At 58.9% G+C, this 23,995-nt stretch carries 19 protein-coding genes; 9 read left to right on the top strand and 10 right to left on the bottom strand.

The genetic code is table 11. The features are described 5' to 3' along the window. Positions 1–50: 50 nt before the first annotated feature. Entirely contained in the window at positions 51–410 is a 360-nt protein-coding gene (locus HG264_RS14730; RefSeq protein ID WP_169408335.1) for a PaaI family thioesterase, read from the bottom strand. A gap of 43 nt (positions 411–453) precedes the next feature. Beyond that, positions 454–2,808 (bottom strand): Tex family protein, encoded by a 2,355-nt coding sequence (locus HG264_RS14725; RefSeq protein ID WP_169408334.1) that lies wholly within the window; start codon positions 2,806–2,808, stop codon positions 454–456. Between the two features lie 250 nt (positions 2,809–3,058). Here HG264_RS14725 and ompR point away from each other — a divergent pair, with 250 nt between their 5' ends. After that, on the top strand, positions 3,059–3,775 hold the full coding sequence (ompR, locus tag HG264_RS14720; protein ID WP_169408333.1) for a two-component system response regulator OmpR: 717 nt from the start codon (positions 3,059–3,061) through the stop codon (positions 3,773–3,775). Beyond that, on the top strand, positions 3,772–5,079 hold the full coding sequence (locus tag HG264_RS14715; protein WP_256663692.1) for an ATP-binding protein: 1,308 nt from the start codon (positions 3,772–3,774) through the stop codon (positions 5,077–5,079). Before ompR ends, HG264_RS14715 begins: the two co-directional genes overlap by 4 nt. 48 nt (positions 5,080–5,127) lie before the next feature. Here the strand turns inward: HG264_RS14715 and HG264_RS14710 are convergent, their stop codons facing one another. From HG264_RS14710 to pilG, 8 genes are all read right to left on the bottom strand, one after another. Continuing rightward, positions 5,128–5,604: a chemotaxis protein CheW gene (locus HG264_RS14710; protein WP_169408332.1), complete on the bottom strand. Its 477-nt coding sequence runs from the start codon at positions 5,602–5,604 to the stop codon at positions 5,128–5,130. Between the two features lie 156 nt (positions 5,605–5,760). After that, positions 5,761–6,738, bottom strand: coding sequence for a chemotaxis protein CheB (locus tag HG264_RS14705; RefSeq protein ID WP_169408331.1), 978 nt, complete (start codon positions 6,736–6,738; stop codon positions 5,761–5,763). A 234-nt stretch (positions 6,739–6,972) separates the two neighbouring features. Beyond that, positions 6,973–13,389 carry an Hpt domain-containing protein gene (locus tag HG264_RS14700; protein WP_169408330.1) on the bottom strand — a complete coding sequence of 2,139 codons (6,417 nt, stop codon included), beginning with the start codon at positions 13,387–13,389 and terminating at the stop codon, positions 6,973–6,975. Positions 13,390–13,391: 2 nt separating this feature from the next. Next, the gene (locus tag HG264_RS14695; RefSeq protein ID WP_372240245.1) at positions 13,392–14,234 is read right to left on the bottom strand and encodes a protein-glutamate O-methyltransferase CheR; all 843 of its coding nucleotides are present in this window, start codon (positions 14,232–14,234) and stop codon (positions 13,392–13,394) included. 92 nt (positions 14,235–14,326) lie between these two features. Continuing rightward, complete coding sequence (locus tag HG264_RS14690; protein WP_169409158.1) at positions 14,327–16,366, bottom strand: methyl-accepting chemotaxis protein; 2,040 nt, start codon at positions 16,364–16,366, stop codon at positions 14,327–14,329. An 84-nt stretch (positions 16,367–16,450) separates the two neighbouring features. Beyond that, a complete protein-coding gene (locus HG264_RS14685) occupies positions 16,451–16,987 on the bottom strand; it encodes a chemotaxis protein CheW (RefSeq protein ID WP_169408328.1) in 537 nt (178 codons plus the stop codon). Between the two features lie 52 nt (positions 16,988–17,039). Next, entirely contained in the window at positions 17,040–17,405 is a 366-nt protein-coding gene (pilH, locus tag HG264_RS14680) for a twitching motility response regulator PilH (RefSeq protein ID WP_169408327.1), read from the bottom strand. A 36-nt stretch (positions 17,406–17,441) separates the two neighbouring features. Beyond that, positions 17,442–17,858: a twitching motility response regulator PilG gene (gene pilG / locus HG264_RS14675; RefSeq protein ID WP_150302081.1), complete on the bottom strand. Its 417-nt coding sequence runs from the start codon at positions 17,856–17,858 to the stop codon at positions 17,442–17,444. A 217-nt stretch (positions 17,859–18,075) separates the two neighbouring features. Between pilG and gshB the strand changes: the two genes are divergently transcribed. The 7 genes from gshB (at position 18,076) to HG264_RS14640 (ending at position 23,921) form a co-directional block, all read left to right on the top strand. Beyond that, on the top strand, positions 18,076–19,038 hold the full coding sequence (gene gshB, locus HG264_RS14670; RefSeq protein WP_169408326.1) for a glutathione synthase: 963 nt from the start codon (positions 18,076–18,078) through the stop codon (positions 19,036–19,038). Between the two features lie 101 nt (positions 19,039–19,139). Beyond that, a complete protein-coding gene (locus HG264_RS14665; protein ID WP_169408325.1) occupies positions 19,140–20,039 on the top strand; it encodes an energy transducer TonB in 900 nt (299 codons plus the stop codon). A gap of 96 nt (positions 20,040–20,135) precedes the next feature. After that, complete coding sequence (locus HG264_RS14660; protein WP_169408324.1) at positions 20,136–20,705, top strand: YqgE/AlgH family protein; 570 nt, start codon at positions 20,136–20,138, stop codon at positions 20,703–20,705. Further along, positions 20,705–21,142 carry a Holliday junction resolvase RuvX gene (gene ruvX / locus HG264_RS14655; protein ID WP_169408323.1) on the top strand — a complete coding sequence of 146 codons (438 nt, stop codon included), beginning with the start codon at positions 20,705–20,707 and terminating at the stop codon, positions 21,140–21,142. The genes HG264_RS14660 and ruvX overlap by 1 nt, the downstream gene beginning before the upstream one ends. Beyond that, positions 21,139–21,645, top strand: a complete 507-nt coding sequence (pyrR, locus tag HG264_RS14650; protein WP_169408322.1) for a bifunctional pyr operon transcriptional regulator/uracil phosphoribosyltransferase PyrR — start codon at positions 21,139–21,141, stop codon at positions 21,643–21,645. The genes ruvX and pyrR overlap by 4 nt, the downstream gene beginning before the upstream one ends. Positions 21,646–21,653: 8 nt before the next feature. Beyond that, the gene (locus tag HG264_RS14645; protein ID WP_169408321.1) at positions 21,654–22,649 is read left to right on the top strand and encodes an aspartate carbamoyltransferase catalytic subunit; all 996 of its coding nucleotides are present in this window, start codon (positions 21,654–21,656) and stop codon (positions 22,647–22,649) included. Positions 22,650–22,652: 3 nt separating this feature from the next. Then, entirely contained in the window at positions 22,653–23,921 is a 1,269-nt protein-coding gene (locus HG264_RS14640) for a dihydroorotase (RefSeq protein WP_169408320.1), read from the top strand. Positions 23,922–23,995: the final 74 nt, after the last annotated feature.

The following is a 23,995-nucleotide window of genomic DNA, read 5'->3' as shown; positions in this document are numbered from 1 at the left end:
TAGAAACCGGTGACAGCGCGCGCACCGGATTTTTGTCAGTATAGAAGCGTTCAGATACGTGCAAAGGTGCCAAGACACTTGGCAACCAGTGTACCGTCCTGCCAGATTTCGCCGTCAACGATGATGGTGCGCGTTCCCGCATGCACAACCTTGCCGGTGCACTCCAGCTCGCCGCCGGTCACCGCACGGGTGTAGTTGATCTTGGCTTCGATGGTGGCCGTGCTCTCGTTAGCTTCCAGCACACTGAACGCGGCGGCGCCCATGGCCGAATCCAACAGGCTGAATATCACCCCGCCATGCACGCGCTCGGTGGAATTGAAGTGGTGCTCCAGCACCGGCAGTCGCAAAATACAGCTTCCGCGTTCGATTGAATGGAACTGGATTCCCAGCGCCTGCGTAAAGGCTCTCATGCGGTTTTCCATTATTTCGGTCAGCTTGGGATGTTGGATCATGTCAGCGCTTCTTCAGGTTTTTGGCGTTAGCGAACAGGTTGGCAAACGTACCAGTGGCGGCGGGTTGGGCGCCAGCGTTAGCTGAACCCTGCCTGGCCGTGCCCCGCGATCCAGAGCGATCAGAGCGGCGTTCGCCACTGCGGGCCGAAGCAGAACCAGCAGCACCAGACGCAGTCGCGCCCAACTGATCATCCATGCGCATGGTGAGGCTGATACGCTGGCGAGGCACATCAACTTCGAGCACTTTTACCTTGACAATATCCCCGGCCTTGACCACATCACGCGGGTCTTTGACAAACTGGTGGGAAAGCATGGAAATGTGTACGAGCCCGTCCTGATGGACGCCGATATCCACGAATGCGCCGAAATTCGCCACGTTGCTGACTACCCCCTCAAGCACCATACCGGGTGTCAGATCGCCGATTTTTTCCACGCCTTCCTGGAATGCGGCAGCCTTGAATTCGGGGCGCGGGTCACGGCCCGGCTTGTCGAGCTCCTTGAGGATGTCGCTGATTGTCGGAATACCGAAGTGTTCGTCGGTGAATTTGGCCGGTTCAAGTTTGCGCAGGAAAGCAGAGTCGCCAATCAGCCCGCGAATATCGCGGCCGGTCTGCTCGGCGATACGCTCGACCAGCGGGTACGCCTCGGGGTGCACAGCGGAGGCATCCAACGGATTATTTCCTCCCATCACTCGCAGAAAGCCGGCCGCCTGTTCAAAGGTCTTGGCGCCAAGGCGCGCCACCTTGAGCAACTCACGACGACTGCCAAATGCGCCGTGGGCGTCGCGATAGTCGACGATATTCTGCGCGATGGTCGGGTTCAGGCCGGATACACGGGTAAGCAAGGGCATCGAAGCCGTGTTCAGGTCTACCCCAACCGCGTTCACGCAATCTTCGACCACCGCGTTGAGGCTGCGCGCCAGCTTCAGCTGAGAGACGTCATGCTGATACTGTCCCACGCCAATGGATTTGGGCTCGATTTTCACCAGCTCCGCGAGCGGGTCCTGCAGACGCCGCGCGATGGAAACCGCACCACGATAGGTAACGTCCAGATCAGGGAATTCCTTGGCAGCCAGCTCCGAAGCCGAATACACCGAAGCGCCCGCTTCGGAAACCGTGATCTTCTGCATCTTCAGGTCTGGACACAGCTTGAGGAGATCACCGGCCAACTTGTCACTTTCACGAGAAGCCGTGCCGTTACCGATGGCTATCAAATTAACGCCATGCTTCTTGCACAGCGTCGTCAGCACTGCCAGAGACTGATCCCACTGGTTCCGCGGGGCATGCGGAAAGATAGTCGCGGTGTCGACCAGCTTGCCGGTGGCATCGACGACGGCCAGCTTGACTCCGGTGCGCAGGCCCGGATCCATTGCCAGCGTGACCTTCGGGCCAGCCGGTGCAGCGAGCAACAGGTCTTTGAGGTTGTTGGCGAAGACGCGGATCGCCTCGTCTTCGGCTGCTTCGCGCAGATCACCCAACAGCTCGGTTTCGACATGACCAAGCAGCTTGACCCGCCAGGTCCAGCGCACCACCTCAGCCAGCCATTTATCAGCCGGACGGCCCTGATCCTGGATACCAAAGGCTTCTGCGATCATGCCTTCACAGGGATGCGTAGCAGTTGCCGGGGCATCCGGGTCGCCCAGCTGCAGCGCGATACTCAATATGCCTTCGTTGCGCCCGCGCAGAATCGCCAATGCCCGATGTGAAGGCACGTTGCGGAACGCTTCGTCATACTCGAAGTAATCGCGGAATTTGGCGCCTTCCTGCTCTTTTCCGGCAATCAGGCGTGACGTCAGCCGCCCGTCCTGGCGCATCGCCTGACGCAGACGCTCAAGCAATGCCGCGTCTTCGCTGAAACGTTCCATGAGAATGTACTTCGCGCCATCAAGCGCGGCCTTGGCATCAGCCACGCCCTTGTCGGCGTCAATGAACCCCGTCGCCAATTGGCCGGGATCCTGGCCGGGATCGTCAAACAACTGGTCGGCCAAGGGCTGAAGACCCGCTTCAATGGCGATCTGACCCTTGGTGCGGCGTTTGACCTTGTAAGGTAGATACAGGTCTTCAAGACGGGTCTTGGTGTCGGCCTCGCGAATGCTCTGCTCCAGCTCCGCCGTAAGTTTGCCCTGCTCGCTGATACTGGAGAGTATGCTCTGGCGCCGATCATCCAGTTCGCGTAGATAGCGCAGCCGCTCCTCAAGAAAACGTAACTGGGTATCATCAAGACTGCCGGTAACTTCCTTCCGGTAGCGCGCGATAAACGGAACGCTGGAACCTTCATCAAGAAGGCTTACAGTAGCGGCCACCTGTTCGGGGCGAACTGCCAGCTCGCTGGCAATACGTGAAGCAATACTTTCCATCGGCACGGGCACCCAGTCTTTTCAACGAGCCGCGCAGTATAACCGAGTCTCGCCGCAAACGAGGAAACTGGACGCAGCAGCCCTTGCTGCCAACGGCTAAGGTGTATTAATACAAGGCTGAAAGGGCTACGGGACGGCGCGGCTTTTTAAACCGATCGAGCGCCACCTGACATTTCCTGTAACAAGGGGTCAATGAGCAAACCGGACGGCTTGCGCGACAATGATTCCCATATCAGACAAGGCGAGACGCATGAACAGCGAAGGCGAAAAGATCCTTATTGTCGATGACGACGTACGATTGCGACGGCTATTGGAGCGCTTCCTCACGGAGCAGGAATATCGCGTGCGCGCAGTTGAAAACACCGAGCAGATGGACCGTTTGCTGGCTCGTGAGCTCTACTCGCTGATCGTGCTCGATCTGATGCTGCCCGGTGAAGACGGAATGACGGCGTGCAAACGGCTGCGCGATCAGGGTAACCGCACGCCGATCATCATGCTGACCGCCAAGGGCGATGAGACCAGCCGCATCGAAGGCCTGGAAATGGGCGCTGACGACTATCTGCCCAAGCCGTTCAATCCGCGGGAGCTGGTCGCGCGTATCAAGGCCGTGCTGCGTAGACAGTCGCCGCAGGTGCCGGGTGCGCCGAGCTCGGATGATAACGAAGTAACCTTTGGCGATTTCGTGCTCAGCCTGTCGACCCGCGAGCTCAAACGCGGCGACGAGGTCCACATGCTGACCACCGGGGAATTCGCCGTGCTCAAAGCGCTGGTCCAGCATCCACGCGAACCGTTGACGCGGGACAAGTTGATGCAGTTGGCACGCGGCCGCGAATGGGATGCACTGGAGCGTTCAATCGACGTTCAGATTTCCCGTCTGCGCCGCATGCTTGAACCCGACCCGTCGAAGCCACGCTATATCCAGACAGTCTGGGGCGTGGGCTACGTATTCGTACCGGACGGCAAGTGAAGGGAGGCCCCGGCTGGCATCCTTTACTGCCGCGTAGTTTTTTCGCCCGAACCCTCCTCCTGGTGTTGGTGGTCACGCTGTTCTCCAAGCTGCTCACCATTGTCTATCTGATGAGCAACGAGGATCTGCTGGTCGACCGCCAATATAGCCATGGCACCGCGATGCTGGTACATGCTTATTGGACCAGCAATCCCGAGGCCCGTGCTGACCTCGAACGCATGACCGGCATGGAGTTGGTTCCCGAGGAAAGTGTTCCGCAAGGGGAAATTCACTGGCCTTATTCCGGCATTTTCACCAATCAGGTACGCGACGAGCTCGGTGACCGCACTCAGGTACGGGTGCGGACCCGCGAAGAGCCAGCCATCTGGATCCATCAAGCCAATTATGGGAATAACTGGTTGAAGGTTCCGCTTTATGCGCATCCACTACGCGGCCAGCGCATCTGGTGGGTGGTCACCTGGTTGTTATCAATCGGTATGTTGTCCACCGCAACCGCCTGGATCTTTGTGCGCCAGCTGAACAGACCGCTCAAGGTGTTGGAACTGGCCGCCCGGCGGGTCGGGCGCGGACAGCGAATCCGCTTGCTGGATACTGGAGGGCCGGCTGAAATTGCCGAGGTATACCGGGCCTTCAACCAGATGGCCCATGACGTCGAGCAGGCCAACCGGGATCGCACTCTACTGCTCGCGGGTGTGTCGCATGATCTGCGCACCCCGCTGACACGCATGCGGCTATCTACCGAAATGCTCTCATCCAACGATCCAGAGCTCACCGAAGGAATGATCCGGGATATTGAGGATATGGACGCGATCCTCGACCAGTTCATGGCCTTCATTCGCGAGGGCAATGCCGAAGCGTCCGAGCCAGCGGATATCAACGAGCTGATCAGGGAAGTAGCCGCGCCGCTCAATACCGGAGAAGAAAAGGTGCGACTGTGTCTTGAACCTGTTCCGTCGACACCGCTACGCCGTCTATCGATCAAGCGCGCAATAACCAACCTGATCGAAAACGCACTCAAGCACGGCGGTTCAGGGGTGGAAGTCTGTACCTACGAAACCCGTACCGGGGCCCAGCGTTACCTGGTGGTTGCAGTGCTGGATAGAGGGCCTGGCATTGAGCCTGCCGAGTCGGAGTCCCTGTTCACGCCTTTCACCCGGGGTGATCGGGCGCGCTCAACCAAGGGAACCGGATTGGGTCTGGCGATCGTCAAGCGCATAGCCGATACCCACGGCGCAACGGTGCAGTTGCTCAACCGCGGCGGCGGTGGCACCGAAGCCCGTTTGAGTATTCCGATACCAGATTGAAAAACCGGCCAGGATCAAGCCCGGCCCGTGGCTTCGGCTAGTCGCGCGTCAGGCGCGTAACAACCCGGTATCGGCCAATGCCTGTTCGATGGCCAGCAGGTCGGGGATCAACATAGTCTCTGAATCGCCACCCAGGCTGATCTCCTGGAGCACGAACTCAGCCCCTTCGGCTCTGGTTTCGATTTCGCCACGAATGACCTTGCGTGAACGTGGGATAGCAGCGATCCGCATGCCGACAAACTTCAGCCCCGACCGTCCGCCCAGCGCGTTGAGCACCAGCGTGCGAGGCTGGGCGGTACTATCCGGCGACGGGTTTTGCCCCAGCAGGCGTTCCGGATCAATCAGGGGAACCAGCTGATCTCGCCAGGTTGTCCAGCCAAGAAACCATTCGGGGCCTTCCGTAGCCGGCTGACTCAGGCGGTAACCCACAAGCTCGGCAACCGCGATGTTAGGCAGTAAAAGGGGTTTTGTAGCCAGCGGTACAACCAGTCCATTCAAGCTATCCAATGCGTCTGACGTTGCCATCTTGTCCTCTCGATATTATCCGTGGCGCCAGGTCTATCGACCCCTCGTCGCGATCATGTTGTAACCCGGCATCCCGGCCGTGCGTTGGTGCCGCCTGGAGCGTCCCTGATTGATTCGGCGGAAGATAAAGCTGGGCTGCGCTGGCTTTCAAGGGCGCTAGAGCGCAACAAGCCACTCTTCGTCGACCCATTGCTGCATCGCCGCTGCGAGCTCCTCCGGTGATCCCTGCCGACTGCTGTATCCGGCCAGCTGAACCGCCAGGGGCATGGTCGCGCAAGCGGCGCTTTCCGCATTTTGCGTCCACACCTGCATGCCTTTTTCATGCATGCGCCCGCACGCATTCACTCCGTCTTCGCCCATTCCACTGAAGATAATCGCGCCACAGCCCGGACTGAAAGCCTTGACGATCTCGTCCAGTAGCACCTCGATAGCAGGCTGGTAAGCCCCTGGCCAGGGCTGGTCAGATAATCGCACCTCTCCGGCGGGGCCAAACTCTATTACGCGAGTAATCGGCGCGACCATTACCTCGCCTTCATGCAAACGTGAGCCTTCCTCGCAATTGAAGAACCGCCAGTTGTTGTGACGTCCCAGTATTTGCGGAAGCTTGTATTCGAAGCCTGCATCGATGTGTTGTGCGTAGATGAAGGCTACTGGCAGATCGGCTGGCAATGCATCCAGGAAACTCTTCACTGCCGCGGGTCCGCCAAGCGAAGCCGCAAGTAACCAGACGCACCGGGCAACAGGCACGCCTGAGTGGTTAGGCGGCGCTACCGATACACTGGGTGCCTGCCCCTCTGGCGGGTCGCCCAGCAGAGGCTGAAGCTTGTTATATAACCTGCGTTTCCAGCGCGGGTAATCGTCGCTGTGCCGGTCAGGTACTTCCCCGGTCCCCAGAAGAACCGGCACCGGACTGTGTTCAAGCAGCCACTCGGCAAGTTCCGATTCCTCGGATAATTCCAGCAACCATGCATCAGGATCAACCGCCGCCAGTTGCTCACAATTCAGCCGCTCAGGTTCGCTGGCAAATACCACGCGATAGCCAAACTCGCCCAGCACCTCGGCCAGCAGCTTTCGCTTGGCTGGCTGGCTGGCGAGCAAGGCGATGGCTGGTGCCAGGGTGTGTTGCCGTTTCATTGCGAACCGCGTTGCTGTGTCAAAGGGCGCAAGGACTGGCAACGATCCGCAAGGCCGCGCCCGCTCCCGGCGGGCTTGCTGCCTCCACCAAATTCATCTGGATCGCGAACAGCACAGTTGATGGCCGTTTCCTTGCCAGACCCCGCAACGCCGCATGGCGTCATGTGAAACCGCAGCCCGGGCGGCCCCACCCGAAGGGACGGAGCCGCGATGAAACGGGAACAGACTCTTGTCTCATTCACGGATGGTAACCAGCTTGCCTATGGTGTCGAGCAGCTCGGTCTCCTGATAGGGCTTGCCGAGGTAATCGTTAACACCAATAGTTCGTGCCCGCTCACGGTGTTTCTCGCCGGTTCGCGAGGTAATCATGATGATCGGCAGGTCCTGGAGCCGCTCATCATGACGCACCAGCGTGGCTACTTCGAAACCATCCATGCGGGGCATCTCGATATCCAGCAGCATGATATCCGGCTGGATATCCTGCAGCATGGCAATGGCTTCCACCCCGTCCTTGGCCGTGACCACTTCCATACCGTGGCGCTCAAGCAGTCGAGTAGTGACCTTGCGAACAGTAATCGAGTCATCCACCACCATGACCAGTGTTGAGCGTTCCTCGGCTGGCGCGCCGATGGCCAGAGCGCGCTCGGCGGCCAGACGTTGTTGTGATTGCAACGCCTGCTGGGCACGAATGACAGCGAGCAGATCGAGAATGACCACGACACGGCCATCACCAAGAATGGTGGCACCCGAGATACCCGGAACGACCGCAAACTGTTTGCCGAGGCTCTTCACAACAATCTCTCGCGAGCCTGCCAGGGCGTCCACCTGAACGGCCATGCTGTGTTCGGCCCCGCGCACCAGGATGACCGGCAGCGGCAGTGAATGCCCGGTTAGCCGTGGCTGCTGGCCGGTGACCAGCAGCTCTCCTAGATACCTCAGATCATAGGTTTTACCGGCGTATTCAAAGGGTGGCGCGTCCGGAGCATAGTAAGCCTCCAGCTCGTAGCCCGATACACGCACGATACCTTCGATGGTATTCAACGGAATGGCGAACAGATCATCGCCCGAGTAAACCATCAGCGCGCGGTTCACCGATACGGTAAAGGGCAGGCGGATGGTAAAGGCGGTGCCTTGGCCCGGCTCATTCAACAACGTCATGCTACCGCCGAGCTGCTTGACCTCCGCGTTCACCACATCCATGCCGACGCCGCGACCCGATATCTGGGTAACCTTGTCGGCGGTAGAGAAACCTGCTTCGAGGATAAGCTGCAGAATCTCGTCGTCCGACAATTCAACATCAGAATCCAGCAAGCCTCGCTCGATGGCCTTGCGGCGTACCGCATCAAGGTTGATGCCCTTACCGTCATCGGCGAGCTGCAATACGATCTCGCTGCCTTCGCGGCGCAGATCCAGCGTTATGCGGCCTTCTTCCGGCTTGCCAGCAGCTTCGCGCCCCGCCGGCATTTCGATGCCATGGTCAACAGCATTACGCAGCATGTGCTCCAGCGGACCGATCATGCGCTCCAGCACGCTGCGATCCATTTCCCCTTCAGCATTACCGACGACCAGTTCGACCTGTTTGCCCAGCTCGCCGGCAACCTGTCTGACCACCCTGCGCATGCGGGGCAGCAGGCGGTCGAACGGTACCATCCGGGTACGCATCAGACCTTCCTGCAATTCGGTATTAACCCGAGCCTGCTGGATCAGCAGGGTTTCAGCATCGCGGCTCTTGGAGGCCAGCGTTTCTTTCAGATCAAGCAAGTCGGACGCCGACTCGAACAATGAACGGGACAGCTGCTGGAGCTGGGAGTACCGGTCCATTTCAAGCGGATCGAACTCTTCGTAGGCTTGTTCAATTTCCTCCTGATGGCGCGACAGAATCTGTGCCTGGGTTTCCATATCCAGTCGGCGTAACTGATCCCTGACCCGCTCAATGGTGCTTTCAACATCCTGCAGGGTATGACTCAAGTCTGTTACCTGCTGCTCGATGCGGCCCCGGAAAATGGAGGTCTCGCCCGCCAGGTTTACCAGGTCCTCGAGCAGGCCAGCAGGAACCTTGACGGTTTCCTGTGCGCTATTGCGGGTGCTTGTTCGGCGCTCGTCCCCTGCTTCCATGGCCTTCTGAAGGATCGCTTTGACGTCGGCCAGTGTCTTGCCTGAATCGATAATCCGGGGCTTGTCCGCAGACTGGCTGGTAGTCGTTACAGCGCCAGGCTGTGTGTGCGCAGTCAGCGACCAGTCAATTGTCGACAGCTCCTGCCCCGCAGCGAGCATTTCGATTGCCGATTGAAGCTCGCTCAACGAACGCTCCAACAGCTCGACGTGGTCCGGCTCGCTTTCATGCAGCGCGGTTTCCAGCAATTTTGCCTGTTCAGCCAGATCGTGCTGGTTGGCGAGACGTGCGCTGCCTTTCAGTGTCTGCACTCTGTGCAGGAGATCGTGGGCAGCCGTGGGGTCATCTTCCTTGCGCTGCAGTAACGCAGCGCAAGGCTCGAGCAGCTCGCGCGCCTCCTCGAGGAACATCGCGAGCATGCCCTGCATGGGCTGAGAAAATGCAGCGGGTAGTACGGTGGTTGCCGCGCCGCTTGCCTGTACATTGAATTCCGACTGCGCCGCCGAATCGCGAGCAGGCAATTCTACAGGCAGGTCGGGATGGGCACGGTAAGCGCGGATGGCACCGATCAGCCCCAAGCCATCGCTTATCGGGCGCCCGGCGGTGACACCTTCGACCATATCGGCAAGGCTGTCATGGCAGGCGTGCAGTAACGCAGCGAGATGCTCGCTCGGTTGGTAGCGGAATTCGCAAACGCCTTCGTAGAGGAATTCCAGCTCGTGCGCCAAATCCCCAACAGGTCGGATTTCCGCCATCCGTGCGCCGCCCTTGAGCGTATGAAGATCACGCTGCAAGGCTTCAACTGCAATGTTGTTGCCCGTGTCGTCAAGCCAGGTACGCAGACTTTCGCCTGAACTCTCGATAATTTCCTGTGCCTCTTCCAGGAAGATATCGACCAGTTCGTGGTCGGTAACCGCTTCACGCGGATGCCACATGCCAGGCGGCGTTTCGTCTGGCGAGGCTTGAGAGACAATAGATGCCTGCGACTCGGTCAGCGCCTCTTCCGTGACGGGAGCGAAAGCTTCAGGGGTGCGCTCATCAACAAACAGCGCTTGCAGCGTCGCCATCTCACTTTCGGCAGGCACGACGAACTGGTGGGAGGCGACCTGATCCATCATGACGATCAAGCGGTCGTGGGCCGCTTCGAGGGCTAACGCGACACTGTCATCAAGCTGTAGTCGACCGTCGAGGATAGCCTCATGCACTTCTTCCAGACGCTGACATAGGGTTTCCAGCGTACTCAGCTCAACATCCCCTGCGACCTCTCCCAGCTCTCGCAAGCTGCGAACCAGGCCGTACCCGTCGATTTCGCCTTCACCTCGGCGCCAGTCCTGCAGCGCATCGGTCGCGTCCAACAGCAGCTCTATGCCGTCAGTAAGGAAAATCGATAGCAACCCTGCTTCGATATCGCGGCTGTCTTCCGCATCGGAGCGACGGCTTTCGAGCTGGCTGAGTCCTTCAGCATGAAGCGCTTGCACCCGCTCAAGGAAGCTATCGGTTCCGTCGATCACGCGTTCAGGGTCGGATTGCAGCTGCACCAGGCCCGTTTCGATCATTTTGACGACTTCGTCAAGCAGCGCTGCGAGCGGCGCATCGGCGTCTATCAGGTTGCCCTTGAAGTCCTTCGCCAGTTTCTCCAATGGCGTGACAAGTCTCGCGATCGGCTGGATACCAGCCATGTGCGCGCTACCCTTGAGAGTATGCAGTGCACGCTGCAACGCATCGCTGATTGGTTGCGGGACGGAATCTTCGCAGCGGGCGATGAAGCGGCGGATCTCCTCAATGTGAACGCGCGTTTCGTTGTTGAAGATTTCCAACAGTACCGGATCCATGCCGCCGGCCGCGGCAAGCGCATCGTCGTCCAATGTGACCTGCGTTTGCGCTACATCAACGGGCGAATCAGTTTCGGCCTGCTCCGCTTCCAGCATCGCAGCGATTGCATCGGCGTCGGGTTGCGGCGCTGCATCAGACTGTTCAAGCGTTTCCGAAGCTGGCGTCAGTTCTTCATCTGCATCAACCGAATCGGCCAATAGCGATTGAGTGGCCTCTTCCGTCTGCGAGGGAGCATCCTCAGAGCCGATGAGCAGTTCAGCATCCAGCTCGGCGCTTATCCATTCCTCACCGACACTTTCAACGTCGACAGATTCAGGAACCTCGTCAATAGACTGCTCTTGGGAGTTCAACGAGGGTTCGATCAGCTCGCTTTCTGGCTCAGTCAAAACGTCTTGGTCTTGAGAAGCCGTACCAGCAATCAGGGCGTCGCCATCAAGCGCTTCCTCAGCCTCGCCAAGATCGACGGCCTCGTCGATTGGCTGCACGGGTTCGGGCGTCTCTTCTGGCAGCGGTAGCCCTTTGGCTAACGCGTCAGCATGACCGGACAACTGGGTTACTTCTGGTAACTGCTGCTGGGTATTTGTTGCAAAATCTTCCACCAGACGGGGCATCAGCTCACGCACGGCATTGATTACCGAGAACACGCTGGGCGTCAGCTCGATACTGCGGTCAATCACCCTGTTGAGCATGTTCTCAACTGACCAGGAGAGTTCGGCCAGTACGCCAGCACGTACCATCCGGCCGCTACCCTTGAGGGTATGGAAAGACCGTCGTACTTCGGCGCGCGCCTTGTGATTCTCAGGATCGGCCTGCCAGATCGGAGTGAACTCGGCCAGTGCCTCCAGCACTTCGCCGGCTTCTTCAATAAAGATCTCGACCAGCTCCGTGTCCAGCTCCTCGGCGTCCTCCACCTCGACTACCGGCGTCTGCACCACAGCCGGCTCCAGCGAGGCTTCCGTACTCGACTGGCTTTCGGCTTCTGCCTTACGCCGCGACAGGCTCGCGGGGTCATATTCAAGCACCGCGAGGCGTTCCTCGGCTACCGAGAGAATGCTGTCGCCGCGGTCGGTATCATCCTCAGCCAGCCGCTCGAGGTAATAATCGATGCTGGTGATGACATCGGCCAACGCATCGAGCGATTCCCAATCAGGAACAGACTGGGGCGTGATCAACTGCTCGATAACGTACAAACGACAGGCACCGAGGGTGTCGGCGGCGCGTTGCAATCCGAGCATTTCCATGCCGCCGCGAACGCTGTTGAGACATTCGTCGACAGGTTCGAGCTGATCGTGACTCCATTGCTGGGCTATGAACGAGTTGATTGCGTCGCGGGTATGCTCGAGCGCATTCCGCGCCTCCTGCACAACCTGCTGATGCACCTGCGCCATATCCTGGCTAACCGGAGCCTGGCTCGTTTCGGATTCGTCATCGGTTTCAACAGCTTCCCCGCGCTCCTGTCCCGATACACCTTGCAGACTGGCTTCAACGAATAGCAACCCGCCAGCGATGTCCATGAGGCCGGCATCATCAACCAGGGTGTCGCCGCGGGCGAGCTGCTCCAACTGGACTATCTGATCCTGCAATACACGTCGTGGCTGGCCGAGTCCAAGCATGGCCAACGTGTCCGCAATCTGCTTCAGGGTGGGCAACAGAGCCTTGAGGCTAGCCAGTTCGGAGCGATCACTGCGCACGAACAGATCGAGCCGCTCCTTGACCTGCAACAACTCTTCCCCCAGCGCTACGACTACTGATTGCATTGCACTGCGATCCGGCCCGACCAGTCGACTGCCAGATGACTGCGCGTCACGCTCTGCCTGAGTCCATAACGTGCGCAGCTGGTAACGGTCCTTGAGCGCATCCAATCTGGGACTGCTACCCAGACTTTTGGCGACATAGAACAAAAGGTTGCGTTGCAAGTCAGGGGGAGGTGTCTCGCCTCGGGCGGCAATGCCTTTATCGGTCAGCCTGCGCAACTCGCGATCGCCCTCTCGTAACAGGTTGCGTATCGCGGTGCCTGTCTCGATGGAGCCAAGCTCCAAACCCTCGGCGACGCCAGCGAAAATGGTCCACAGGTCTCCGTAGGGAGCGCCCTGGAACAAGGATTCCAGACGCGCAAAAACCCTGCCCAGCTGATGGCTGTTGGCAGCTACGTTCTGTTCCCGGATGATCCCTGCCTGCGCCATCTGCATCGCCTGACGCAATTTACGCAGTCGCAGAACGATGAGGTCGTCGGCAAATTCAGGGGACGGCGAAACGTCCGTCTCACTCGGTTTGCCAAGGTCCGGGCTGAACAGAGCGTTTTCAGAAAGCAGCTTTTCGCCTCTTGCCGAACGCATATCGTTAAGCAGCGGCAACAGCACCAACGGCAGGTCGCGTCGGCCGCTTTGTACCCGATCGAGGTACGCAGGCATCTGCAATATGGACTGCATCAGTACTTCCAGCGCCTCCCCTTCACGGCTTGCGGTGCCATGCATCAAGGATTGCGCCAACTGCTCCATCTCTTCAGCCAGCAACGCTGCGCCATAAAACTCGACCATCTGCAGGGTGCCGTGAACCTGATGAATATAGGTCAGGCAAAAACGCAGACGTGTTGAGTCCTCGGGGTTTTCTACAAAAGCTTCCAGAGCCTGGCGTGCCTGGCCCAACGTCTCGGAAATTTCGCCTTTGACCCAGTCGAGGGCGACATAATCATGCCGATCACCCATATTCACTCCAGACTTCCGTTGCTTTCCCGTCGCACATAAGCCTGGACCCGGTCATCGGGTACCCGCTCGAGCAAGGGATTTTTCCAGTCCACAATCTCACCTAAACCGATGATCAACATGCCACCCGGCGCCAGTCGGCTGGCCAGCATGTTGAGCAAATCGCGACGACGCCAACGGCGAAAATAGATGAGGAGGTTCTGGCAGAAAATGATATCCAGTTCCCGTATCGGGGCCTGGGCCAGTTCGAGAATATTCAGGCGGGTAAAGCAAACCCTGTCGCGCAGCGCCGGTATGACTGCATACCGTTCGTCCCTGAGAGCGCGAAACCAGGTGGATCGTTCTGTCTGCGTCAGACCTCCCAGCCGCGCAGCTGAGTATTCGGCGACACGTCCCTGCTGAAGGGCCTTGGGGCTGATATCACTCGCCCATATACCGAAATCGGTTTCATCCCTACCGGCTGAACGCAAACATTGAGCGCTGGTGATTGCCAGAGAGTAGGCCTCTTCGCCACTTGCGCAACCCACGCTCCACAAGTGCAACGGGCGCTTATCGGAAGCATTGGTCATGCGCTGCTGTAGATGCCGCGCGACACAGTCGAAGGACGGTCTGTGCCGCATGAAACTGGTTTCGCGGACGGTCACGTTGTCCAGCAATGCCGACCACTCGATGGCGCCTATCGGCCCCTGAGTCACATGCTCGTAATAGGTCTGGTAGTCGGTCATTTGTTTCTCGCGCATCCGTGCACACAGACTGGTCTGCAAAAACAACTTACGCTGCTCACCCACGCATACACCTGTGCGTGATTCGAGCAATGCCTGCCATTGACGGAACTGTGTATCGTCCATATCCGGCAAATGCTGCAATGACCAGTTCGACGCTTTCACAGTAAGCCCCTCGCGTTAGCCGGCTACAGGGGCCCGCAGGCCCCTTGCATCGGTCAGCCGTTCTGCTGCGGCAGGGTGAAGCCATCTACCGACTGGCGCATGCTTTCAGCCAGCTTGGCCAGTTCACCAATGCTTCGTGCAGTAGTGGTCGTACCCGCGGAAGTCTGCGAAGTAATTTCCTGGATCACGTTCATGGTGTTGGAAATATGACCGGCGGAGGAAGCCTGCTGACGAGCAGCGTTGGAGATATTCTGAATCAATGCAGCGAGGCTGGTTGATACCTTTTCGATCTCCTCCAGGGCAACACCGGCGTCCTGCGCCAGCCGTGCACCCTGCACAACCTCGGCAGTGGTGTGTTCCATGGAGATTACCGCTTCGTTGGTATCGGTCTGAATCGTCTTCACCAGCGCTTCGATCTGCTTGGTTGCACCGGACGAACGTTCAGCCAGACGCTGTACTTCATCCGCGACCACCGCAAAGCCTCGCCCTGCGTCGCCCGCCATGGAGGCCTGAATCGCAGCGTTCAAGGCAAGAATGTTGGTCTGGTCAGCAATGTCGTTGATCAGGCTGACGATATCGCCAATTTCCTGAGAGGACTCGCCCAGTCGTTTGATTCGCTTGGATGTATCCTGAATCTGCTCGCGAATGGTATCCATACCGACGATGGTGTTCTGCACCACTTCGTTGCCCTTGTTGGCAATGGCTACCGAACGTTCGGCTACCGCGGAGGACTCGGCAGCGTTCGCGGATACCTGGTCAATGGACACGGCCATTTCGTTTACAGCTGCCGAGGCGCCGGCGATTTCCTGAGCCTGATGCTCGGACGCTTCGGCCAGATGCATCGCGGTGCTCTGGGTACTCTGTGCGGCTGTAGCTACCTGCAGGGCGGTATGGTTGATGGTTTCCACCAAGGCGCGCAGCTGGTCGATCGAGAAGTTGATCGAGTCGGCGATGGCGCCCGTAAAGTCTTCGGTTACCGTGGCTTCGGCCGTCAGGTCACCATCGGCCAGGTCAGCAATCTCGTCGAGCAGACGCAGAATAGCCGCCTGGTTACGCTCGTTCTTCTCTGCGGTTTCAGCCAGACGTGCGCGGGTTTCGCGGGTCATCTGAACGCCGATCAGGAAGATACAACCGAGGGCGATAAGAGCGAGCGCGTAGCCCACCAGGGTATTGGTCCAGCGCGCGTCGCTGCGCTCTTCAAAACCGCGGGACAAATCAGACGCGTTTTCCAGCAGGAGCTGGGAGTCGGTGAAAATGTCGTTGGCTGCCAGACGTACCTGATACAGCTCCGGCGAAGTCAGCAGGATCTCGTCAACCGAATCCGATACATAACTGAACATGTCGGCAACGTCGTTCAGGCGCATGATGGCGTCTTCGTCAGTTACCTGAGTGATCCCCAGATCCTCGTCGCCCTGCAACATACCTTGCAGCACGCGACCGAACAGGCTGGCGTCCCGGCCAAAGCTGTCAGCAGCCAGTACCGAGTCAGCGTCACCCGAAAGAACCCTGTTTACCGAACCAAGAATACGCTCGGCCAGCAGCGACTGACGCTGCGCCAGAGAAACCTGGCTGGCGCTGGCGCCGGCTGTGATAAGCACATCCACGATATCTTCGTATTCGACCTGGAGCTGCGGCACCGTATCGGCCAGAGTCACTGCTACTTCATGCAGGGACAGAACCGTGGCTTCGGTGGCAAGAATCGCGTCAGCGTTCTGACGTACGCGATCCCAGTCTTCCTGAACCCGGGCAACCTCTTCCTGCAAGGCGGCTGGCGCTGCAGGCAAGCCGGTTTCTTCGCGGCCTTTGGACAGATAATCCCAGCGTTCCTGGAAATCGTCACGGGCGGCAGCCAGCAGGCCGAACGCTTCAGGCGTACCGGTTGCTGCTTCGGTTGCCGATTTGGAAATCTGCTGCGACAGCACCCTTAGCTCACCGGAGTGACCGATATATTCAGTGTCGTATGCACTTTGAATATTCAGGTAAAGGAAGTTGACGAACAGCAACAACAACGAAACGATCAGGACGGCAAACAAGCCGGTGATTGTTCGGTTGCCACGCATGGCGGATAGTTTCTGTGTATCGAGCTTTTTCATCATCTGGCCCCTACCTGGCCCACGGCATTTTCTTTTATGAAGCTTGAACTCTTGCGTACCGACAAATGCCGGCCGCCCCTCTGGTCAGATCGCTACGTCAAGGAACGTCTGATCGCGCGCCAACGCACGGAAATTGAATACCAGCGAAACCTGTTCCCGCACATAGGCGCCGACCACGTAAGGCTTGAACGCCTCGACCGCATCCTGTGTATCGGATGTAAAGGTGCTGACCGGGAAATGCTGCATTCCCAAAACCTCGTCCACCAGCAACCCGACGAATACTTCGTCCCGGTCCAGCACCAGAACGCGGCGCTGTTTACGCGGAACGCTGATCGACGAGCCAAAAAAGCGACTGAGATCGATGATAGGCAACAACCGGCCCCGAACATTCGCCACACCCCGCACCCAGGATTTCACTCTAGGCAACGCGGTATAACGTGGTTCGTGCAGTATTTCTGCGACTTCTCCCATAGCGGCGACCATTGACTGGCCCGCCAGTCGGAAACCGACTCCGCTCCAGGTCTCGCTTACCACTTCCTGGGCAGGCAGACCCGCAGCCTGTTGCCGGCACTGGGCAACAAGCTGCTGGAGAATATCGAAAGGGTGAGTAGAATCTGCCATGCCATCCCTGTTCTGGTTGCAAACGTGGCATCAGGCGAGCGTGCGCTCGTCCTTAATTACCAAGTACTGACTTGAGAGTATTTATCAAAGTGGATTCATCGACAGGTTTGGTCAGGTAATCCCTTGCACCCTGACGCTTGCCCCATACCCTGTCGGTTTCCTGATCCTTGGTGGTCACGATAATGACCGGAATGTGAGATGTCTCAGCATCCTTGGTCAATTGTCTGGTCGCCTGAAAGCCATTCAAGCCGGGCATCACGATATCCATCAGCACCGCGTCAGGCTTCTCCTGGCGTGCAAGTGCCACCCCATCGGCACCATTTTCGGCCTTGAGCACTTCAAAACCATTTTTTTCCAGCATGCCAGTGAGCTTGTATAGCTCGGTCGGCGAATCATCCACTACAAGAATTCGAGCCATCGGACTCCCCCGGAGAATCTAATCGGCGCGCAGGGCTCAGGCCCCGGCAGCACCGGCTACTTTGTTTTGAGTTTGCGGAACATGGGCGCGGATCGCGCCGAGAAGCTCTTCCTTGCTGAAGGGCTTGGTAAGATATTGATCAGAGCCCACGATGCGACCCTTTGCCTTGTCAAACAGGCCGTCCTTGCTGGACAGCATGATTACCGGGGTTGCACGGAAGGCGCTGTTGTTCTTGATTAGCGCGCAGGTCTGATAGCCGTCGAGACGCGGCATCATGATGTCGACAAAAATGATATCGGGGTGATTGTCAGCAATCTTGGCCAGGGCGTCGAAGCCGTCCACCGCAGTGATGACAGTGCATCCGACTTTTTTCAGCAGCGTTTCTGCCGTCCGTCGAATGGTCTTGCTGTCATCGATGACCATGACCTTCAGGCTCTCGAAATTTTCTTCCATTAGACCAGCCCTTTTTATATATGGGTCGATTTGAGCGGCATGGTGCCTACCCCCCGACCAGCCATTCCCTTAGAGCGTACTTTTAGCACAGTTTATATGACCAATCCATAAAGGTTGATCATATCTGGAACATTCTGCGAGTTTAATCAACCTTTTGCCGGACGCGCCCCAGAGGGTAAACTCGAACGCTTCCAGTACATCACAGCGGTGGCACCGAATGCGTACACGTCTTGGCATAGTCATGGATCCAATCAGCGCTATCCATTACAAGAAGGACAGCTCCCTGGCCATGCTTCTGGCCGCACAAGCCAAAGGCTGGGAACTGCATTATCTCGAGCCTCAGGATCTCTTCATGCAGGACGGCAAGGCAATGGGTTGCTCACGTCCGCTGTCTGTCGCCGCCGACCCGCAAGACTGGTATACGCTGGGCGAAGAACGTCAGGCCAGCCTGGCCGAACTGGACGTCATCCTGATGCGCAAGGATCCGCCGTTCGATAATGAATTCCTTTACGCCACCCACATTCTCGAAGCAGCAGAGAAGGAAGGCGTACTTGTTGTGAACCGGCCGGCCAGCTTGCGCGATTTCAACGAGAAGTTGTTTGCCACCCAGTTTCCCCAATGCGCGCCGCCGAACGTGGTCACACGCCGAGCAGACATACTGCGCGCTTTCGCCCGCACTCACCGTGATGTGATTCTCAAACCACTGGACGGCATGGGCGGTACCATGATCTTCCGTGTACGCGAAGACGACCCCAACCTCAGCGTCATCATCGAAGCTCTGACCAACCATGGGCAACAGCAGATCATGGCCCAGCAATACCTGCCGGAAATCAAGGATGGCGACAAGCGCATTCTGATGATTGAAGGCGAGCCCGTACCCTATTGTCTGGCGCGTATCCCGCAGAAAGGCGAAACGCGCGGTAATCTGGCCGCCGGTGGCACCGGCGAAGCGCGCCCGCTTACCGAACGGGATCGCTGGATCGCTGCGCAGGTCGGACCGGTATTGCGTGAGCGGGGCCTGCTATTTGCCGGGCTCGATGTGATCGGTGACTATCTGACCGAAATCAACGTGACCAGCCCGACCTGTATCCGTGAAATCGACGCCGCCTACGATACCAACATCGGCGGTCAGCTGATGGACGCCATCGCTCGCCAGCTGAAAGCGCGATCAGGCACATAGACTTTTTCACTGATCAACGGCAGACTGCGGTGCACAATGGATAGCCGGTTTGCCGCCATCAGAGCCCAGCAAACCCCCGCACTTATCAGCCTACGGAAAGCATGAAGAACGCAGCTACAGCCAGCTCCCCTGTTATAGAGCAGACCGTCACGCCACGTGACCGCCTGGGGTTCACCCTGTTCCTGGCGGCAGTACTGCACGCGCTGGTCATTCTTGGCGTAACGTTCGACCTGCCCACGCCCAGCGAGCTGTCCAAGTCCCTGGAGATCACGCTTGCCACTCAACAATCTGACGTGGCTCCAGAAGAAGCTGATTATCTGGCGCAGATTAATCAGGAAGGTAGCGGTACTCTGGATGAAAAGGCCGCACCCAGCACCGTCGAGGAAGCTCCCTTTCAGGATACTGAAATCCATGAGGTGAGCCAGGCTCAGGAAGTCAGCGCACCGCCGCCTGAACCAGAGCAACCGCAGCAGACTGTGACGACCACGGCTCGCAGCCCTGACCGGGTCAGTAAAACTCCGGAAAGACCTGAACCAATCGAATCACCACGGCCGACCCAGCGCTTCGATATGTCGCGCTTGTCCCAGGAAATTGCCAGTCTTGAGGCCCAGCTCGCGGAAGAACGCCAACAGTATGCCAAGCGTCCGCGCATCCACCGCCTGAATGCCGCTTCAACCATGCAGGACAAGGGCGCCTACTATAAGGAAGCCTGGCGGCGAAAGGTCGAGCGCATCGGCAACCAGAACTATCCGGCCGAGGCCCGCGATCAGCGGATCTACGGTAGTTTGCGCATGCAGGTGCAAATCAACCGCGACGGCACCCTGCGCGATGTGAAGATTCTTGAAAGTTCAGGACAACGGGTGCTCGACAACGCAGCACTGCGCATCGTTCGTCTAGCGGCGCCCTTCGCTCCCTTCACCGGCGATCTGATGGATGTCGACGTTCTGGAGCTGATCCGCACCTGGCGTTTCGAGCCCGGTGATCGGGTGTCCAGCTTCTAGTGAGTATCGGGCCCGGTCTTCGGCCCGAGTGCATAAAGCAGTGTCCTCTGCTGCTTCGTGCTTGCAGCTGTCAGTGCTACCCCCAATACTATGGGCATGACTGAAATCACCTCGAACTATCTGACCCATCATTTCCTGATCGCCATGCCGCACATGGCTGATCCGCGATTCATGCACAGCCTTATCTATGTGTGTGATCACAGTGAAGAAGGCGCAATGGGGCTGGTCGTTAACCAGCTCAGCGGCCTGAGCATGAGCGATATCCTCGAGCAAACGTCTCCTGAGCTGGATGTACCTTCCGATATCGCCGACATACCGGTATACACCGGCGGCCCGATCCAGACCGAGCGCGGGTTCGTACTGCATAGCGGCACACGGCGCTGGGAAGCCACCCTCGATCTGGGCTCTATCCAGCTGACCACCTCCCGGGACATCCTGTTTGACATGGTTAACGGACAGGGCCCGGAGGAATCGCTGGTAGCACTGGGATATGCCGGTTGGGAGCCAGGCCAGCTCGACCGGGAGCTGACGGATAACGCCTGGCTGAGCTGCCCGGCGGACCATCACATCCTGTTCGGGATGCCGAGCGAACAACGGCTTGGCGCAGCGGCGCGCACGCTCGGAATAGATCTCAGCCTGCTGACCAGCCAGGCAGGGCACGCCTGATGACCCCAGCAGTACGCGTGCTGGGATTCGACTTCGGCACCAGACAAATCGGCGTTGCGGTTGGCCAGAGCCTCACCGGTAGCGCCGAGCCGCTGATCGTACTGCGCGCCCGCGACGGCATTCCTGATTGGAACCAGATCGCCCGCCTGATTGATGAATGGAAACCCGACGCGCTCGTGGTAGGGCTACCGATCAATATGGATGGCACGCCTAGCGAGATGAGCGCCCGCGCCGAGAAATTCGCCAGACGGCTTGAAGGCCGGTTCCGCGTGACCACCCACTGCATTGATGAGCGCCTGTCCACGTTCGAAGCCAAGCAACAGCTGCGTGATACCGGCCGCAGCCCGACCAGTTATAGAGACAACCCGGTTGATAGTCTGGCAGCAGCCCTGCTGCTGGAGACCTGGCTGGGTAATCTGTCCAAGGAGAGACAATGACCGCCCTACCTGAGGTTGAGCCGCTGCTCGACAGCATGGCCGAAGAACTGACTCGCTACCTCGAGCACCATCAGCGCAGCGACCCGGCCTTCGTCGGCATTCATACCGGAGGGGTGTGGATTGCCGAGCAGCTGCATAGCCGGTGCTTCCCCGACGCGCCCATGGGCACGCTGGACATTGCGTTTTATCGCGACGACTTCGAACAACACGGATTGCCTCAACGCGTGCGCCCGTCAGAACTCCCGTTCAGCATAGATGACCGTCATCTGGTACTGGTCGATGATGTACTGATGACCGGCCGCACCATTCGTGGCGCACTCAACGAATTGTTCGATTATGGTCGCCCCGCCTCGGTTACCCTGGTGACCCTGCTGGATATTGAAGCGCGCCAGTTACCTATCCGCGCCGACATCCTAGGAGCCAGCCTGGAGCTGCCGCTCGGACGCCGCGTTAAACTGACCGGCCCTGCGCCATTAAAGTTGACCCTGAACCCCGCAGACTGAGAGCCCCGATGAGCGTGAATTCCAGCCAACTCCAATTGAACCAGCAGGGCCAGCTCCGACATTTCCTGACCATCGGGGGGCTTCCCAGAGATCTGCTTACCGAACTTCTCGATACCGCCGATTCATTCCTTGAAGTGGGCGAGCGCGCGGTCAAGAAAGTACCGCTACTGCGCGGCAAGACGGTGTGTAACGTATTCTTCGAGAACTCGACACGTACCCGAACCACCTTCGAGCTGGCCGCCAAACGCCTCAGCGCCGACGTGCTCAACCTGAATATCTCTACCTCCTCGACCAGCAAAGGCGAAACGCTGTACGACACCCTGCGCAACCTCGAGGCGATGGCGGCAGACATGTTCGTGGTGCGTCACGGCGACTCCGGCGCGGCGCACTTCATTGCGCAGAACGTCTGCCCCGACGTAGCGATCATCAATGCCGGTGATGGCAATCACGCGCACCCGACCCAGGCCATGCTGGATATGCTGACCATCCGCCGGCACAAGGGCGGCTTCGAGAATCTATCGGTGGCTATCGTCGGCGACATTCTGCATTCACGGGTGGCCCGCTCCAACATGCAGGCTTTAAGCACCCTGGGATGCCCAGACATTCGGGTGATCGCGCCGCGCACCTTGCTGCCGGCCGGTATCGATCATTACGGCGTACGCGTATTCAATGATCTGCGCATCGGCCTGCGCGACGTGGATGTCGTCATCATGTTGCGTTTGCAAAAGGAACGCATGCAGAGCGGCCTGTTACCCAGCGAAGGTGAGTTCTATCGCCTCTACGGGCTGACCAGCGAAACCCTGGCGTTGGCCAAACCCGACGCACTGGTCATGCACCCCGGCCCGATCAACCGCGGCGTGGAAATCGAGTCCGCCGTCGCAGACGGACCCCAGTCGGTCATCCTCAATCAGGTCACCTACGGAATCGCCGTACGAATGGCCGTTATGTCGATGGCCATGGCCGGTCAGAACACCCAGCGTCAGCTCAATCAGGAAGCCCAGTAAACCATGCGACTGACTATCGAAGGTGCGCGCGTCATCGACCCCGCCAGCCAGCTTGACGAGATTACCGACCTGCACATCACCGATGGCCGAATCGAAGCCATCGGACCAGCGCCGGAAGGCTTCAAGGGAAGCGTCATAGACGCCCGCGGGCTGATTGCCAGCCCCGGACTGGTGGATCTGAACGTCAGCCTGCGCGAGCCTGGCCTGTCCCAGAAGGGCACCATTGCCAGCGAAACCCGTGCAGCGGCGGCCGGCGGCGTGACCAGCCTGTGCTGCCCGCCGGATACCCATCCGGTACTCGACGAACCGGCCGTAGCGGAACTGATCCTCGACCGTAGCGAGCGGGCTGGTCAGGTTCGTGTATTTCCAGTGGCCGCGTTGACCAAGGGCCTGGATGGTGAACACCTCAGCGAACTGGTGTCCCTGCGGGATGCCGGCTGCGTCGCCTTTACCCAGGGCTTGGCGCCGATGAAAAGCAACCGCATCCTGCGTCGGGCGCTGGAGTACGCAGCCGGGTTTGATCTTCCGGTCATTTTCATGCCCCAGGATCCGGCGCTGGCAGAAGGCGGCCTCGCCCATGAAGGAGCCACCGCATCGCGTCTCGGGCTGACGGGCATTCCGGAAGCAGCAGAGACCGTCGCCCTGGCACGTGACCTGCTGCTGATCGAACAAACCGGTGTACGCGCCCATTTCAGCGGCCTTACCAGCGCCCGTGCCATGGATATGCTGGCCGATGCCCAGGCCCGCGGTCTGCCAGTCACTGCTGATCTGGCGATGTATCAACTCATGTTGTGTGACGAGGATCTGGAAGGCTTCTCGAGTCTGTTGCATGTACAGCCCCCGCTACGCAGCCGCGAAGACCAGCACGCGCTGCGCCAGGCTGTACAAAGCGGCGTCGTGCAGGCGATTTCTTCACACCATCAACCCCACGAGCCAGAAGCCAAACGGGTGCCTTTTGCCGCATCTGCGCCGGGTATCAGCAGTGTCGAGGTGTTGTTACCCCTGGCACTCAGCCTGGTAGCGGATGGTTTGCTGGAGCTGCCAGCCCTGCTCGCGCGCCTGACCTGCGGTCCAGCCAGAGCGTTGAATCTGCCAGCCGGGCAATTGAGCATTGGCGACTGGGCGGACATCACCCTGTTCGATCCGGCCACGTCCAGCCAGATCGGCCAGAACTGGCTGTCCCGGGGCGCGAATTGTCCGTTCCTGGGGCTGGGCGTGCCGGGCGCGGTTACCCATACCCTCAGTGCAGGTCGCCTGGTCTATCAGGCATAGAGATCTGATGTGCATAAGCCCGCCCCATAAGCGGAGCGGGCTTGATCGATGATCAGCTGCGGGAGGTTAGCGCC

The sequence above is a fragment of the Pseudomonas sp. gcc21 genome (assembly GCF_012844345.1).
In the GTDB taxonomy this organism is placed as follows: domain Bacteria; phylum Pseudomonadota; class Gammaproteobacteria; order Pseudomonadales; family Pseudomonadaceae; genus Halopseudomonas.
This window is presented reverse-complemented; position numbering and strand designations above follow the sequence as displayed.

What these genes read in the sequence shown, in the direction of transcription:
- HG264_RS14730 (WP_169408335.1), bottom strand. Translation starts at nt 410, where the DNA reads ATGAGAGCCTTTACGCAGGCGCTGGGAATCCAGTTCCATTCAATCGAA.
- HG264_RS14725 (WP_169408334.1), bottom strand. Translation starts at nt 2,808, where the DNA reads ATGGAAAGTATTGCTTCACGTATTGCCAGCGAGCTGGCAGTTCGCCCC.
- ompR (WP_169408333.1), top strand. Translation starts at nt 3,059, where the DNA reads ATGAACAGCGAAGGCGAAAAGATCCTTATTGTCGATGACGACGTACGA.
- HG264_RS14710 (WP_169408332.1), bottom strand. Translation starts at nt 5,604, where the DNA reads ATGGCAACGTCAGACGCATTGGATAGCTTGAATGGACTGGTTGTACCG.
- HG264_RS14705 (WP_169408331.1), bottom strand. Translation starts at nt 6,738, where the DNA reads ATGAAACGGCAACACACCCTGGCACCAGCCATCGCCTTGCTCGCCAGC.
- HG264_RS14700 (WP_169408330.1), bottom strand. Translation starts at nt 13,389, where the DNA reads ATGGGTGATCGGCATGATTATGTCGCCCTCGACTGGGTCAAAGGCGAA.
- HG264_RS14695 (WP_372240245.1), bottom strand. Translation starts at nt 14,234, where the DNA reads ATGGACGATACACAGTTCCGTCAATGGCAGGCATTGCTCGAATCACGC.
- HG264_RS14690 (WP_169409158.1), bottom strand. Translation starts at nt 16,366, where the DNA reads ATGAAAAAGCTCGATACACAGAAACTATCCGCCATGCGTGGCAACCGA.
- HG264_RS14685 (WP_169408328.1), bottom strand. Translation starts at nt 16,987, where the DNA reads ATGGCAGATTCTACTCACCCTTTCGATATTCTCCAGCAGCTTGTTGCC.
- pilH (WP_169408327.1), bottom strand. Translation starts at nt 17,405, where the DNA reads ATGGCTCGAATTCTTGTAGTGGATGATTCGCCGACCGAGCTATACAAG.
- pilG (WP_150302081.1), bottom strand. Translation starts at nt 17,858, where the DNA reads ATGGAAGAAAATTTCGAGAGCCTGAAGGTCATGGTCATCGATGACAGC.
- gshB (WP_169408326.1), top strand. Translation starts at nt 18,076, where the DNA reads ATGCGTACACGTCTTGGCATAGTCATGGATCCAATCAGCGCTATCCAT.
- HG264_RS14665 (WP_169408325.1), top strand. Translation starts at nt 19,140, where the DNA reads ATGAAGAACGCAGCTACAGCCAGCTCCCCTGTTATAGAGCAGACCGTC.
- HG264_RS14660 (WP_169408324.1), top strand. Translation starts at nt 20,136, where the DNA reads ATGACTGAAATCACCTCGAACTATCTGACCCATCATTTCCTGATCGCC.
- ruvX (WP_169408323.1), top strand. Translation starts at nt 20,705, where the DNA reads ATGACCCCAGCAGTACGCGTGCTGGGATTCGACTTCGGCACCAGACAA.
- pyrR (WP_169408322.1), top strand. Translation starts at nt 21,139, where the DNA reads ATGACCGCCCTACCTGAGGTTGAGCCGCTGCTCGACAGCATGGCCGAA.
- HG264_RS14645 (WP_169408321.1), top strand. Translation starts at nt 21,654, where the DNA reads ATGAGCGTGAATTCCAGCCAACTCCAATTGAACCAGCAGGGCCAGCTC.
- HG264_RS14640 (WP_169408320.1), top strand. Translation starts at nt 22,653, where the DNA reads ATGCGACTGACTATCGAAGGTGCGCGCGTCATCGACCCCGCCAGCCAG.